This window comes from Sulfitobacter guttiformis (assembly GCF_003610455.1).
Taxonomy (GTDB): domain Bacteria; phylum Pseudomonadota; class Alphaproteobacteria; order Rhodobacterales; family Rhodobacteraceae; genus Sulfitobacter; species Sulfitobacter guttiformis.
Genome location: NZ_RAQK01000001.1, coordinates 739958 through 754691, shown reverse-complemented (window position 1 = coordinate 754691; position 14734 = coordinate 739958). Strand labels below are relative to the sequence as shown.

12 protein-coding genes are annotated in these 14734 nt (G+C 52.2%); 10 read left to right on the top strand and 2 right to left on the bottom strand.

Going from position 1 to position 14734, the window contains the following annotated elements:
* Nucleotides 1-26 precede the first annotated feature (26 nt).
* The 10 genes from C8N30_RS03555 (at nt 27) to C8N30_RS03495 (ending at nt 9864) form a co-directional block, all read left to right on the top strand.
* Entirely contained in the window at nt 27-878 is an 852-nt protein-coding gene (locus C8N30_RS03555) for a polyprenyl synthetase family protein (protein ID WP_025063124.1), read from the top strand.
* Nucleotides 868-2376, top strand: coding sequence for a phytoene desaturase family protein (crtI, locus tag C8N30_RS03550; protein WP_025063123.1), 1509 nt, complete (start codon nt 868-870; stop codon nt 2374-2376). Before C8N30_RS03555 ends, crtI begins: the two co-directional genes overlap by 11 nt.
* Nucleotides 2373-3224 carry a phytoene/squalene synthase family protein gene (locus tag C8N30_RS03545; protein WP_025063122.1) on the top strand — a complete coding sequence of 284 codons (852 nt, stop codon included), beginning with the start codon at nt 2373-2375 and terminating at the stop codon, nt 3222-3224. Before crtI ends, C8N30_RS03545 begins: the two co-directional genes overlap by 4 nt.
* The gene (locus C8N30_RS03540) at nt 3211-4320 is read left to right on the top strand and encodes a lycopene cyclase family protein (protein WP_025063121.1); all 1110 of its coding nucleotides are present in this window, start codon (nt 3211-3213) and stop codon (nt 4318-4320) included. Before C8N30_RS03545 ends, C8N30_RS03540 begins: the two co-directional genes overlap by 14 nt.
* Nucleotides 4317-5192 (top strand): Brp/Blh family beta-carotene 15,15'-dioxygenase, encoded by an 876-nt coding sequence (locus C8N30_RS03535; protein WP_025063120.1) that lies wholly within the window; start codon nt 4317-4319, stop codon nt 5190-5192. Before C8N30_RS03540 ends, C8N30_RS03535 begins: the two co-directional genes overlap by 4 nt.
* A gap of 447 nt (nt 5193-5639) precedes the next feature.
* The gene (locus C8N30_RS03525) at nt 5640-6182 is read left to right on the top strand and encodes a CBS domain-containing protein (RefSeq protein ID WP_025063119.1); all 543 of its coding nucleotides are present in this window, start codon (nt 5640-5642) and stop codon (nt 6180-6182) included.
* Complete coding sequence (locus tag C8N30_RS03520) at nt 6179-7135, top strand: NAD(P)/FAD-dependent oxidoreductase (protein WP_025063118.1); 957 nt, start codon at nt 6179-6181, stop codon at nt 7133-7135. Before C8N30_RS03525 ends, C8N30_RS03520 begins: the two co-directional genes overlap by 4 nt.
* Before the next feature lie 388 nt (nt 7136-7523).
* Nucleotides 7524-7877, top strand: coding sequence for a cytochrome b (locus C8N30_RS03510; RefSeq protein ID WP_147419675.1), 354 nt, complete (start codon nt 7524-7526; stop codon nt 7875-7877).
* A gap of 127 nt (nt 7878-8004) precedes the next feature.
* A complete protein-coding gene (locus C8N30_RS03505; RefSeq protein ID WP_025063115.1) occupies nt 8005-8424 on the top strand; it encodes a BLUF domain-containing protein in 420 nt (139 codons plus the stop codon).
* Between the two features lie 1053 nt (nt 8425-9477).
* On the top strand, nt 9478-9864 hold the full coding sequence (locus tag C8N30_RS03495) for a hypothetical protein (protein ID WP_025063113.1): 387 nt from the start codon (nt 9478-9480) through the stop codon (nt 9862-9864).
* A gap of 52 nt (nt 9865-9916) precedes the next feature.
* Here the strand turns inward: C8N30_RS03495 and C8N30_RS03490 are convergent, their stop codons facing one another.
* Together C8N30_RS03490 and secD are read right to left on the bottom strand one after the other, a co-directional pair.
* Nucleotides 9917-11014 carry a protochlorophyllide reductase gene (locus tag C8N30_RS03490; RefSeq protein WP_232222832.1) on the bottom strand — a complete coding sequence of 366 codons (1098 nt, stop codon included), beginning with the start codon at nt 11012-11014 and terminating at the stop codon, nt 9917-9919.
* 1232 nt (nt 11015-12246) lie between these two features.
* Nucleotides 12247-14706 (bottom strand): protein translocase subunit SecD, encoded by a 2460-nt coding sequence (gene secD / locus C8N30_RS03485; RefSeq protein WP_025063111.1) that lies wholly within the window; start codon nt 14704-14706, stop codon nt 12247-12249.
* Between the last annotated feature and the right edge of the window lie 28 nt (nt 14707-14734).

Genomic DNA, 14734 nt, shown 5'->3' with positions numbered 1-14734 from the left:
TTTTATGACCCGTTTGGATGTGTCAAATGTTTGATAATAATGAACATACAGTTGTTCTGTTAAGCGATGTGGACGCTGAAATTGACCGATTGCTGATGTCGTCCCCACCGCAGGTGGCGGAGGCAGCACGGTATCACTTTTCGGCTGGTGGTGCGCGGGTTCGCGCACAACTTGGACTGGGAGCGGCCACAGCACTGAAACTGTCACCAAAAGTGGCTATGGCGTGCGCTTTGGCGCCAGAGCTTTTGCACAACGCATCTTTGATTCATGACGATCTTCAAGACGGTGATGAGGTTCGACGCGATACACCCGCTGTGTGGTCACGCTACGGCAAAGACGTTGCAATTTCGACTGGTGATTTGCTGATCTCCGCTGCCTATGTAGCAATTGCAAATCATCCCAATCCTGCGGCAGCCCTTGGTGCGGTGCATCATGCAGTGACTGTCACAATTGACGGGCAAACACAGGATTGCCGTACCGACTGTCCGACACCCGAACGATGGGCAACGATAGCTGCCCTTAAATCCGGCCCCCTAATCGCCTTGCCGATCTGCCTCGCGCTGATAGCAGCAAAAGTTGAGGGGCAGGACACAGCCATTCGAGCAGGAAACGCATTGGCAGTCGCATACCAAACGCTCGATGACATTGAAGACCGCGACAGTGACTTGGCAAACGGCAGCACAAACATCTGCCTATCCCTTGAAGCAGTTGGAAATGCTCCTGTATTCGCAAAAAATATCGCCTGTGATCGAGCTTATGCGGCACTGCTGACCGCACGCAAACACGCAAACGCCCTTCCAAGTAATGCAGGAGCGTCTTTGGTGACGCTCGCAAACCTCCTTGAATCCAAACTAAAGGATATTGACCATGCCACGTGATACCAACTTCTCAGCCACTCAATCAGCTATTGTTGCCGGTGCGGGTTTTGGCGGTATTGCCGCAGCTCTGCGTCTGCGGGCCAAAGGATATGATGTTCATCTTATTGATCGATGCCCTCGCTTGGGAGGTCGCGGTCAGGTTTTTGAAAAGGATGGTTTTCGTCATGATGCTGGGCCGACGGTTCTGACTGCACCGCATTTGTTCGAAGAGTTGTTCGAACTGTTCGGCAAAAAGATGGCAGACTACGTAAAGTTGGTGGAGCCCGATCCTTGGTACCGTTTCCAATACCACGACGGCGATACATTCGACTACGGGCCCACAGATGAAGCCACTGAAGCCGAGATCAAGCGCATTTCACCGGATGACGTGGCAGGGTACCGTCGCATGGCCTCATGGTCTAAGAAAATTTACGATATTGGTTTTAGCAGACTGTCGGATGTGCCGTTTCATTCACCTGTCTTTATGATCAAGCAAATCCCACATCTCTTGCGGCTCCGCTCGTTTGAAAGTGTGTGGTCCATGGTCTCCCGGCATATGAAGCACGACAAATTGCGCCGAGCATTCTCGATCCAACCCCTTTTGCTGGGTGGCAATCCATTCTCGACCACGGCCATTTATGGCATGATCAACCATCTTGAACGCGAACATGGTGTTTGGTTTGCCGTGGGGGGTACTGGTGCGCTTGTCGATGCATTTGACCGGCTCATGAAAGAGGAAGGTATCACCGTATCCTTGAATACCACCATCGCGCAAATCAAGGTCGAGGATGGACGTGCATCAGGCGTCATATTGGAGAGCGGGACAGAAATCGACGCAGACGTTGTCGTCTCCAATATGGATCCTGTCCATGTGTATCGACACATGCTGCCGCAGACTCAAATCTCTAAAGTTGCAAAGATGCGGTCAAAAAAATCGAAGCTCTCAATGGGCTTGTTTGTGATGTACTTTGGTGCGACCAAAACTTGGCCAGATGTAGCCCATCACACTGTTTGGTTTGGTGAGCGCTACAAAAGTCTTCTGCGCGATATATTCGATAATAAGAAACTTGCTGATGATTTTTCACTTTATGTACATCGACCCACGGCGACGGATCCAAGCTTTGCGCCAGACGGATGCGACAGTTTTTACGTCCTGTGCCCTGTCCCCAACCTGACTGGTGGGCAAGATTGGGAGGTTGAAGGGCCCAAGCTGCGCGACCGCATTGTTGCGGCATTGGAAGACACGATGCTGCCCGGCCTGAGCGACCACATCACGGCAGAATTTGCTATGACACCGGAAGATTTCAGCAATGACTATCTTTCCGTAGATGGTGCTGGTTTCTCCCTGTCACCTTTCTTTACGCAATCAGCGTGGTTCAGGTTCCACAACCGTGGTGAGGGCGTGCGCGATCTGTATTTCGTCGGAGCGGGAACGCATCCGGGTGCTGGTCTGCCGGGCGTCGTCTCATCGGCAAAGGTCTTGGAAAACCTTGTGCCCATTGCGGAGAATGTCACATGAATCCTGAAGATATCATGGCCTATCACGCTCGCAGTTTTGCACCAGCGGCCCGCTTGTTGCCGCGACGCGGCAGGCTTCTCATCGCACGACTTTATGTTTTATGTCGCACCGTTGACGACATTGCGGATGAAATTGGTGGGGCCGTCGGTCAAGGTCAATTGCAAAAGCTACATGATGATTTGACTTCACAATACCCAAAAGGTCGGCTCGGGATAGAAGCACACAATCTGTTTCATGGTCGGCCACTTGGACTGGCTGCTTTCGCCGAGCTGGTATCAAGTGCTGCGGCCGATACTGGCGCTGTGTGCATCGCTGACGGTCCTACGCTAGACGCCTACTGCATGGGTGTTGCAGGCACAGTTGGCATCATGGTTTGCGCAATTTTCAATATTGATGAGGTTCATCACGCAAAAGCGGCCAATCTTGGCAAAGCCATGCAGTTGACAAATATTTGTCGTGATGTCGCAGAAGATGCGCGAATGGGACGCCGGTACTTGCCCTTTACGCACTGTCCCTACGACCCTCGAGACATCGCCGCTGGTGTGCCAGAAGCAGTGGAAGCAGCCGAAGCTGCTATGGCTGCTCTGCTGGGTGAGGCGGATGAGTTATACATATCGGGTCGCTCTGCCTTAGCGGCACTTCCTCTGCGGTTGCGACTTGCTGTAGCATCGGCCGCCGCAATGTACGAAGGCATTGGATCAGAGTTGCGCCGCAGAGAGTATCAGCCCCTTGAGGGCCGTGCCATTGTCCCCAAGGAACGTAAGGCAGGTCTTGCCGTTCGCGCCATTCTGGGTGAGCTGATCCAGAAACGTAAATGGGAAAATAGGTCCGATCATGCCAGCGCCTGATGTTGATGTAGCGATCCTCGGCGGTGGCTGTGCAGGGCTGAGCCTCGCCGTCCGGCTGGCGCAGAGCAACTTAACTGTTCGTGTGATTGAACCGCGCACCGAATACGTGGACGACAGAGCTTGGAGCTTCTGGCGTACCCGGCCAGATCCATTCGATGATTGTGTGCGCAAAGAATGGACATCTTGGACTGTGCAAGACCAGCGCGGGCAAACCCTGCGAACGTCGTCACACATGCGCTATCAAACGGTCACATCCGGTGCTTTTTATCGCCGTGCGTGTGAGATGATCGATAAAAGCAAAAAGTCATCACTCTCGCTTGGTGTCGCTGCACATGATATTGCCCGAAATGGGCGAGAATGGCAGATTGAAACAGATGCTGGTGCCCTGACGGCTACAACCATTGTCGACACACGCCCGCCGCGCCGTAAACCGACTTACGGACAATTCTTTTTGGGTCGCGAAATTAAAACTGAACGGCCAGTATTCGAGCCTGATACTGTTCAACTTATGCACTTTCGCCGCGCACGCAGTAAAGGTGTTGATTTCGTATACATTCTGCCGTTCGCTGTGGATCAGGCACTGGTCGAAGTTACATCATTTGCACCAGTAAATCCGGGGCATGCTGTCTTTACCGATTGGCTGGATACAGAGATTGATGCTCTTAATCCGGGTAAAACTGAGACCATTCGTACTGAGGCTGGCGCGCTCCCGATGGAAGTAGGCTTTGCCGAGGCTGCACCCGAAGGGATAATACGCATGGGCCTGGGTGGAGGGGCTGCCAGACCTTCAACTGGATACGCATTCTCACGCAATCAGATGCAAGCGGATCGAGTGGCTGCAGCACTGATCAACGGCAAACTTCCAAATGTTGATCTGGATGGTCCAATGACCCGATTTATGGATCGCGTATTTTTGCAGGTGCTAACCTCGAAACCAGAACGCGGCCCAGCCCTTTTTGACACTCTGTTTCGCAACGCGCCGAAGGACCGATTGGAAAGGTTTCTGTCAGGCTCCACCAAGACTGCGGATCGGGTGTCGGTGATGGCTTCTCTGCCGCCTTTGCCATTTTTACAAGCAGCGGCCTTTCCAAAATGACAGGCACACCGCTATGGCAAACTTGGGTCTTTGCATGCTCTGTGCTGATAATAGTCGGAGCAAGCTTTGTTTTTCAGCCAGATCTGACTACACAGCTGCTCATGCTGGTTCCCTCCGTAGCCATATTGGGTTTGCCGCATGGCGCGTTTGATTTACCAATCGCAAAATCGCTTTGGCCTTTGAACGGCTGGCGCGGGCATGCGCGTTTTGTACTTTTATACATCGGACTTGCGGTTTTACTCATCTGCATCTGGATTGTATTTCCGGGTCCAGCACTATTTGCATTTTTGATCTACTCTGGTGTTCATTTTTCAGGTGACTGGGAGGATACTTCGGGCACTTTACGCTGGACTGGCGGCATTGCAACAGTTGGCGCACCAGCACTGTTTCATCGTGAGGAGGTCGCTTCTATTTTTGCATATCTGGCACCTGAACCTACTGCAAACTTTGCGGCAACACTGCTCGCCCTTTCCGGCGCGGGAGCCCTCGCGTTTTCCGTTGCACTCATAGCCTACCAACCCTCACTCAGGACAAGAGCTGCAGTTGAACAGGGGGTTCTTTGGATCGCTGCGGCGTGCCTTGCGCCTTTAGTCTACTTTATTGTTTACTTTTGTACCCTGCATTCTGTCCGTCACTTTACCGACGCAATCACTTTCATAGAACATAAACGTCAAGCGACGAGGGTCGCGGTGGGTCTTTCCATAGTTACGATCTTGGCCAGCTTTATCGGCTTTGCCATAATGCAGAAGCTTGGAGCGGATGATTTGAAAAAATCCGTTCTGCAGATTGTTTTTATAGGACTGGCGGCCCTCACTGTTCCACACATGATCTTGATTGATCGCTTTCAGCGCAAGTTAAAAGATCGACAATAGCTTTACTTCCATGAGGAAAAGGACGCGGCTGTATCCTTAAAGAAAACGCGCTGGGGTTTCAGCCTGTTGACCGAACATCTAAACCTCCAGGAAGAGACGAAGTGTTAGAATGAGTATAGTTCCTGGCTTCGCTATGTAGCTGAGTAGTATCTTCATATCTAAGCCCATTCGTAATGTGGAGACACGACAACCTCGACTAGGCCAGCTTTTGAGGACCAATCGTAGTTTGTTTTCTCAGCGGCAATTTCTTCAAACAGCATTTGTCCAACAGATCGAAGACGTAAGGCAATTTCGCTGCGCCTCGCCGTGGCAGCTGTCAGGGCCACCGTTTGCAAACAGGGTGCCTCAGACCGCCGTTTTCAAATCTGATCTAACCGTGCCTTTCGCTGGCTTTGAGGCAGTAACACGCTACTTCAAGGTGGAATAAATTTAATCAGGATTATCACAATGCCAGGAGAAGCCAAACGTCCCGGAAACCGCTTGATGGACCGACCAGAATATAAGTCAAAACAGAAACCTTTGACACAGTCACCGGACACAACCGTCTTTGATGCCGTTACTGGGATGGCAGAAAAGAATTACGGTTCTGTGATTGTTGTCGACCCCGATAACAAAGTCATCGGGGTGGTGACGGAGCGTGACGTGATGAACAAAGTCGTTGGCAAAGAGCTTGATCCCAAAACCACACCACTGTCCGCCATCATGACTAAAGACCCTCGGGTGGCGCAGGAGACGGATGATTTGCTGGATTGGCTCCGGATCATGTCAAACGAACGGTTTCGGCGTCTGCCGGTTGTAGATAGTGATGGGCGCATCAAGGCCATGTTCACGCAAGGGGATTTTGTGTCTTATACTTGGCCTGATCTGATATATCAGATGAAGTCGATAGCGACGGCAACTGTAACCAAAAACTGGCCCTTGTTCCTGATTGGAGGCGGAATCGCGCTTTACTCTATCGCAATGGTCATTGTCATGGGTATCATCAATTGATCACAAGGCCGATAAATGCCTTACCGCGCATCGGCATCATTGGTGCAGGCATGGCCGGGCTGGCCTGCGCATGCAAACTATCCAAGGCAGGTCTATCACCAGTCATTTTTGACAAGGGCCGTGGCATTGGCGGGCGCATGGCGACTAAGCGTGTTGATCAGATGCAGTTCGATCATGGGGCGCAGTACGTCACAGCCCGTGATGGTCGGTTTGCTGCGATATTGGAGGACCTGCAGTATAACGGTGCGGCGGCAAATTGGGATGACGGATCAAACCGGTCACGGATCGTTGGCGTGCCCGGAATGTCGGGGTTGCCACGTGCCATGTCGGCAGAATTGGATATCCAGCAATTGGCGCAGGTCACTGCGGTTCGTGCCGGCTCTGGCGGTTGGACCGTGCAGATCGGCGACCAAGCGCACCATTTCGACAAGGTCGTCATTACCGTCCCTGCACCGCAGCTTGCAGGTCTGTTGGGTCAGGATCACCCGTTTGTGACACAAACAGCCGATGTCCGTTTCGCCCCCTGCCAGACCTTAATGGCGGTAATTAACGCGCCTGCGACTTTTGCCAGTCGTCGCGATGATGTGGGGCCGCTTTCGTGGATTGCCCACGACGGCAGCAAACCGGATCGGCCACAGGGTCACGCAACCGCGTGGGTGGCACAAGCCAGCCCCTCGTTCAGCGAGCAGCATTTGGAGGACGATGCGCCAGCAATCACCGCCAGAATGCTTCCGCTTCTGTGTGACGAGCTGAATGTAGCAACCGACGCGGTGATCTATGCGAGTGCGCATCGCTGGCGCTATGCCCGCGTGACTGCGCCACTTGGTCAACCGTTCTTGCATCACGCCCAGACGCTTTATGCAGGGGGTGATTGGTGTATTGGCCCAAGGGTTGAAGCCGCTTGGGTCAGTGGCGATGCGATTGCGCAGCACATTTTGCAAAGCCCATTTTGATTAGCGATCTTTTATCGCATGCCTGATTAAGTTGATCCGGGCTGCAAGTTCAACACCGCAGGGTGACCATCGACAGGCGATTATCTGATTTCGCTGGCCTACAGCGCGCTTGAGCTCGAACATGACGCGGCGAAAGGGCGGTCTGAAATCCATCGAGATTGTAGCCTTGAACGGCCGCTTCCACGACGCAGGCTGCATCGCCGCATGAAAATTGCCACGACTGCGAAAAAATGCTGCGTCAGCAATAGCTGCAGGTGCATCAGGCCGGTTAGTCCGCATCGTAACGGCACACGATCAAATGACCGCTTTAGACATATTGTCCAGCCACTTGCAATTTGCCGCTCCATCAAAACAAGAATGATCGGCCTTAGCATAACGTGATGCTGCCGTGGGGACGAAATGGCTCGTCCAAAGCCCAGCCCCACCGATGCGGGAGGGCCTCGACCCAAGATTGCGCAAGCTGGCCAAGGCCAAGCATTTGAGATTTTATGGGCTGATGCTAAGATTTCCGATTTCCGGTGTTTTTCTTACAGTCTGGAGCGGTGACGCGCTGGACGTTTTTGGTTGTTCGCTCAACAGCCTGTTTACGCCAGATGCGCAGTTGGCAGCCGCCGCAGCCTTTTTGCATAATCTGGTGCTGCCAGCGGTATTCTATTTGGCGATATCTGCACATTTTGGTGCAGTCACCAAACATCACTTCGCCGAACGTCGCCCCCTAGAAGTGCGCCGCATGCTGCGATAAAATGCACTGTCCCGTTGTCCATATTCCAATGTGGCAACTTGATCATTGAGGGTACAGGACTAATTTGAAAACTGTGTTGATTTCCTTAGCGAACACCGCTCATCTTGCCCTTTAGGACGCATACATCATGACAGAACTTGTCCAAATTATTTACGTCTCTCAGCCTTTTGGTTACGATATCCCCACACTGAATGGAATCCTGCTGGAATCGCGGCGTAACAATAGCCGAGACGGAATTTCAGGAGCGCTCATTTGCCGCCACGACATTTATTTTCAACTGATTGAAGGTCCCGAAACCAAGGTGCAGGCTGCATTTGAGCGTATTAAACGCGATGATCGCCACCTCGACATGAAAACTCTTGTTTCTGCAAATGTTACGAACCGAATTTTCGCAGATTGGGCAATGCTTCATGACCCAGCAACGTCATTGATTTGGACTGAAAAAGAAATTTCGGCTGGCATACTTGATAACACGACAGAGGTAGACATCAGGCACATGTTTGAAACGCTCGCTGAAGATGTGAAAAAGAATGGACCGCCAGTATAATCGGATAGGTTAAGATGGATTGGCGAACAGCTGCTGGCTTTCCCACAAGCTTTCTCCTGATCAGTTGTGGCGGTCTCATCCCACGAAGTCACAACTTTCAATAGCCACACACTTTCGTCCAGTCTTGAGCATCCTTCAAGAAAGTTGACCTAAGCAGCATTGGATAAACTCTCCAAAATTGCCTATTTTGTTGAGGACGTGGCCGGGTTTTTGACGACCCTCGGTGAGATGAGGCAATCCTTATCTTTGCCGTGCGGGTCGATATGAAGCCACAATCGCAAGATCGGACTGGCAGGGCTGTCAAGCATTCGTTGGGATGCTGTGCGTCCAAAGATTAATCTGGACGATCGCGTAATAACATTAAACCAGACCCAGCGGTGCGCACTGCGGCCAACAAGGCCAGCCACCAGAGTAAGTACCGCGACGACCAACATGACAAGCGCCACTGCAAAAAGAATGTTGCCAAGGATCAAGTAACCAACCTCGTTCGCGCCATACATGGCCACGAAAAGTATGGAACTGCCCAATAAAACAGCCGAACCTAACCGGAACGTGTATCGAAGTTGGTCATGGTAAGTCACGGCGAGTCTCCTGATTAACGGCTAAATCTCTTGTCTTCAGTTCAATTTTGCAAGGCTCCGGCGACGGGCCTCTGATCGTATAGTCAGAACCTAAAATAAGGTCCAATTCCTAAAGAGAAATACCAAGATCACAACGACCTGCAAGACCACAGTTAAGATCAAAATTTTGGAACGTTTTTTGTTTGAGCTCACGGTAATCTTGTCATGTGTTTTCTCTCTGCATCCAGAAGAAAGATCATTTTTTATGTCAACATGTCAATTTTTACTTACACCTCTCAAAATCACTTAAGTAATTTTTCACCGTCAAATCAAGATCTCCTTTCTTCCTATTTTCATATGTTTGTCATAGGTATAGCATGCAAGGTCACCATGTAATGTATGGAGGTTGAACGTAAGTCAAACAAATGTGTAAACTTAAGTTGACACATTGGGCTGGAAATGGTTCTCTGATTGAACACATCGGGAGAACGTCATGGCACAATTTGCATTCCTACTTTTGGCCCTCATTGGTCCTGCAATAATGACGTTCTCGTATCGCCATAAGGGGCGGGGCGAAAAATATCTGAAACTGATTTTCAATTTCGGACTGTTGGTCGCTCTGGCGACCGCTGTTACACTTGTTCTTATCCCGGTGCCCGAAGGCACACTCTGGCTAGAGCAGCAAGTTCAATCGACCTTGAACAATCCGGTAGCCGGTTCAACTCGCGAGATGCTATCAATTCTCTGCTGCTTTATTCTGGGTGCGGCTGCGATGTCATTTTTCTTCGCAAAAATCCGCAATGAACACACCAGTGACGGTCAACGGACAACAGTCGTTCAAGCCGAGCATGAACACGCCGACAACCTGATCCCGTCATAAATTTGCGATGCGCGGCAAAAGCCTGCCTGTGCCAGATCATTGCCGCATACTTTCACAAACATACCAAACCCGCACTGAGATCCCATAACTCCTTTGAGCGTGCAGCGTCCGTGGCTTTGTCCGACATACTTTGCGCAAATGCCACTTGCCCGACTTTTTGCCTGTTGCCCCAACTCCAATGCACCCCTGATCGCGTAAATTCAGGGTCTGCCACAACCTGTGCGACACGCGCACCTGACAGCGGTTGAGACACGTAACCCTTGGTGATGTTCTTCTGAAACCATGGAAAAACCTTTTGGAACAAGGCAGGTGCGTTGCGGAACAATGGTGTTTCGGCCACGCAGCCAGGGTAAAGTGTGCTGAACACAATGCCCGTATCTTCATGATAGCGCGCATGAAGTTCCCGGCTCATCATCATGCAGCATAACTTGCTGTCCTTGTAGGCTTTGCCGGGTTTGAACGGCTTGCCGTCAATCATCGAAACGGGTGCTTGAAATCCATCTTTTAGCCCTTGGAACTCACCCAGATCCGCCGGAGCAGGTATTGGTATCTTGCCACCGAATTCTTCCGAGTTGGCGGTGACCGTGCCGAGAGTTACCAACCGTGGTAAGTGTGACTTTTGCAAATCTTCCAGCATCAGGTTTGCCAACAAGAAGTGACCCAAATAGTTGGTCGCAACGCTAATCTCAAACCCTTCGGGTGAGCGCGCAGGCTGTTTCAGCTGGGGTAAATACGTCGCTGCATTGGAAATGAGCGTATCCAATGCACGATTTTGCGCACGGAACGCAGCATGAAAGGCCCGAACGCTGCTCAAGGACCCCAAATCCAGGTGCATGATCTGATACGCGTCCGTTGGTAAGCCTAGATCATGCGCAGCTTGAAACGCTTTTTCCATATTGCGGCAGGCCATAATCACCTGCCAGCCCTTCGCGATCAAAGCCTGAGTGCTATAAAGCCCCACGCCTGAAGATGCGCCTGTGACAATGGCAAGCTGTTTGGTGGATCTCGTCATGATAAACTGCCTCGACTGTTGATCGGATTTCGCTAAGTCATTGTTCACATTATAGTAGTGGGACAGGCAGGAATGGAAAGCAGTTAGATTACAGCAGTTAACAATCAGTTTGAATTCCCTCCGCTCTGACGTGACCAAAGGTCCGGTCTGGGGAATTCTGCCGCATAGCAGTGAGCCTCGCGCTGCGAGCGCGAGAAATGCTGCGTGAGCATTCGCTGCATGGGCAAAAGGCCGGATTGTCCCGCACAGCAGACCTCGGTGCAAATCGCAGCGAATGTCCGCAATCCGTCCCTAGTGTCTCGGTGCAAGGTCGATACTTCCTTTGGCGTGGTTCGTTATCACGGGTTGCGCGACTACTCGACGCCGCCAAACCCACCCCTACAGCCCTTTTGATTGAGAGCTGGCTGGGGTTGGCTCCACTCACTTCCAAACTGTGCCGCTTCAGATTATGTCTTCAGGTTTGGTCTTAGCATGGACCCCGCCTAGAATTATTCAACTCTCACGGCGACGTCGGACGAGGCTGGGCGGCGTTCACTTGGAAATGAGCATCTGACACCGATTGAACTCTTGCAGAGAAGGACCGTGGACAAGATGGCCGATTGGGGTCAAAGATTTCACGCCAAGGGCTTCGCGCGAAGCTGGAGGGAGTTTGGTGCGCGGGTCAGATGCGCTGAGGTATTTTATGTGGTACCTTTCTCTAAATTATAATATTTATACATAATTAACATTAGATTGTAGGTAATGATGGGCGGACTTCGGCTCCGCCACAATTCCCTTGAAGTTAATTGTTTTGATGCGAAAATTGGGTGCGATTGTTGCATCGCACGTCATGATGAATGTTGAGAATTTGGCTGAATAAAATGCCAAGTCGGCATAAATTGCTCACGCATTCGTGAATGCTTTTGCCAACTTTGCTCATAATTGCAACGATCTTTGGCAGTTATTCAGGCCGTGAAATTCGAAGTTATTAAAGCCAAGGGTAGCCGGTTGATTGCAGCCTAAAATCTCGCATTTGCGTGGCAGTCGTTTCGGTAGTGGTTTTCTTCCGGAACGTGGTTCGGGCGCGGCCCAATGTTCGGGTTTACGTTGTCTTTAGGGTGGAAAAGGTTTTCGCCGAATACGTTCACGGGGTCAATGATTTGGGTTCAAAACCCTTCGGTGCTTGTCGTCCATATTTCTAATATCTCTCTTCTTTATCATTGGCGTGAGATTAGATTATCCAAAATCTTTAAACATATCTTTCGATTTTGGCAGTTTCTAGCACCGCTTTAGAAAGCCAGTTGTTGAGGCAAAAACAGCTTTGCAGATATACTTTTATAACGCCCCACGGCCGCCTGTGCCTTGGGGCGTTGTTTAGAAGTGGCTAACCATTAATCCGCAGGTGACAGGGCAGGTGTTATCGCGATGCCATTGGTTCGCGAGAGAAAGTGCAAAACGGGCCCGGCGATAAACAAAGATGACGCTGTCGCAATGATCACACCCGCGATTAGCGGCCAGGCAAATCCTGACACTGCGGGGCCACCCCAAACCGCCATTGGAATAATTGCGAGCAGTGTCGTGCCGGAGGTGAACAGACATCGGGCAAGAACCTGATTGAGACTGCTATCGATCACTTCGGCCAGAGGTCTGGTGCCCCCCTGAGCAAGGGTTTCGCGAATCCGGTCGTAAACGACGACCTTGTCGTTTACCGAATACCCGATGAGCGTCAGCAGGGCGACAATTGTCGTCAGGTTTACCTCCCATCCGGTCAGGGCAATTACACCAAGTGTCTTTGTCACATCAAGAAACAGCACTGCGATAGCGCTGACTGCAAAATGCCATTCGAACCGGACCCAAATGTAAAACAACATACCAAGCACAGCGAGGCCGAGTGCGAGCACGCCAGTCATCGCGAGTTCGCCGCTGACTGTCGGGCCAACCAGATCGATTTGGGCAAAGCTGGCATTTGGTGCAACTCTGGCTACGGCTTGCTCTACGGCTGCTACAGTCGCTTGGCTGGCCTCACCCTGTAAACGTATCAACGCCTCGCGTGCGTCTTCGAACGCTTGTAGGCTGGCATCACCAGTGACTTGTGCAGCGAGAGCTGTGCGTAATTCAGACAGCGGCACAGGTGCATCAGATCGGAGCAGCATCTGAACTCCACCGGTGAAATCAATGCCGAGGGTAGGGCCCGGATAAACGAGCACGGCCAGCGCGCCAACAGACAGACCCGCCGAGGCGGCCAGCGCAAGGCCGCCACGCCGCATGAACGAAAAGGCAGCAGGGGCGCGCACTGTGCCGAACACCGGTGCAATTTCGAGCCGTGCTGGCCTGCGATGCCGTACGATTGCCTCCATCACAAAGCGCATGAGGACTACGGCTGTGAACATGGAAATCATAATCCCCAGACTCATCGTGATCGCAAAACCGCGTATTGGTCCTGCGCCGAACAAAAACAGCAGGACCATCGCCAATAGTGTCGTGATATTGGCATCAAGGATCGTCGCCCAAGCTTGGCCATAACCTTTTGTCAGCGCTTTTATCGCGGTGGCGCCCGCTCTGGTCTGCTCTCGTATACGGCTGAATATCAGGATGTTGCTGTCAACTGCGATCCCGAGGCACAAGATTATGCCGGCGATACCGGGCAGTGTCAGCGTGGCACCCAACATCCCCATTGCAGTGAGTGTCAGCATCACGTTGAGCGCGAGAAAACCGGTAGCGAGCAGCCCCCAGGCGCCATAAAGACCGACCATCATTATCACCACAAGGGCAAGTCCCGCGGCACCCGTCACCAGCCCTGAGCGGATAGAATCGCTGCCAAGGGAGGCCCCCACGCTGCGCTCCTCGACCACATCGAATGAAGCGGGTAGCGCGCCAGAAGTTAGCAAGACACCCAGCGTTTGCGCCTCCTCCACGCTGAAATTGCCGGTGATCTGGCCTTGTCCACCAGGGATTGCCTGCTGGATAACAGGCGCCGTGAGAACCTTGCCGTCCAGAACAACGGCGAATTGCCGACCTATATTATCCGCCGTTATCCCTGCGAAGGCGGCAGCCCCTTGCCGGTCAAAACCGAAGGTGACCATGGGGCGTCCTGTGTCCTGTTCAAATGCGGCTGCTGCATGCTCCAATAGGTCACCTGACAGAGCAATGGCATCCTGAACTGCAATCGTGCCGGATCCGTCACTCAGAGGTAGCATCGAGATGCCCGGACCGGCGGCGGAAGCGACCATGTGGAAGCTCATTTTTGCGGTCGATCCTAAAAGTGCGCGCAGTTGCGCAGGGTTCTCGACACCGGGCATCTGGACCAGAATACGATCTGTGCCAACACGGCTGATGACCGGCTCTGAAACGCCGGCCTGATCTACGCGGTTGCGAATGACCTCGATGCTACGGTCTGCCGCGTCTGTCGATGCGCGGTCGAGCGCTGAGTTGCTCAATTTCAGACGCAGTGTGCCTTGTGATGTCTCAACTGTGAAGTCGGGCGCCTGTCCCGGCTGTACGTCGCGGGTTAGTGCCGATTGCAATGCAGCCTTGAGCGTGTCGCTGTGAGGTACCGTCAATGCAGTACCGTTGCTGCGCAACGTCGCAGGATCCAGACCGAGTTGCCTCATCTCGGCCACGATCGTTTCGCGCATGTCCTGCATCCGTGAAGCAGAAAGATCTTCTTGGTTTACGGCAAGTAACAGATGCGCACCGCCCCGAAGGTCAAGGCCGAGCGATACAACCTCGCGCGAGACCCAAGGCGGCAGTGTGTTGCGCATCTGCGCTGGTAGGAAGTTCGGGACAGCGGCCGCAACTGCGAGAAGAAGCAATGCGGCATAGGTCGCGATGACCCATTTTGGTCGACGCATAGTGGATATCCTTGATAGCCTGAAAATA

Coding starts and splice junctions, on each gene's coding strand:
- C8N30_RS03525 (WP_025063119.1), top strand. CDS start 5,640: ATGCCAGGAGAAGCCAAACGTCCCGGAAACCGCTTGATGGACCGACCA.
- secD (WP_025063111.1), bottom strand. CDS start 14,706: ATGCGTCGACCAAAATGGGTCATCGCGACCTATGCCGCATTGCTTCTT.
- crtI (WP_025063123.1), top strand. CDS start 868: ATGCCACGTGATACCAACTTCTCAGCCACTCAATCAGCTATTGTTGCC.
- C8N30_RS03555 (WP_025063124.1), top strand. CDS start 27: ATGTTTGATAATAATGAACATACAGTTGTTCTGTTAAGCGATGTGGAC.
- C8N30_RS03505 (WP_025063115.1), top strand. CDS start 8,005: ATGACAGAACTTGTCCAAATTATTTACGTCTCTCAGCCTTTTGGTTAC.
- C8N30_RS03540 (WP_025063121.1), top strand. CDS start 3,211: ATGCCAGCGCCTGATGTTGATGTAGCGATCCTCGGCGGTGGCTGTGCA.
- C8N30_RS03535 (WP_025063120.1), top strand. CDS start 4,317: ATGACAGGCACACCGCTATGGCAAACTTGGGTCTTTGCATGCTCTGTG.
- C8N30_RS03545 (WP_025063122.1), top strand. CDS start 2,373: ATGAATCCTGAAGATATCATGGCCTATCACGCTCGCAGTTTTGCACCA.
- C8N30_RS03495 (WP_025063113.1), top strand. CDS start 9,478: ATGGCACAATTTGCATTCCTACTTTTGGCCCTCATTGGTCCTGCAATA.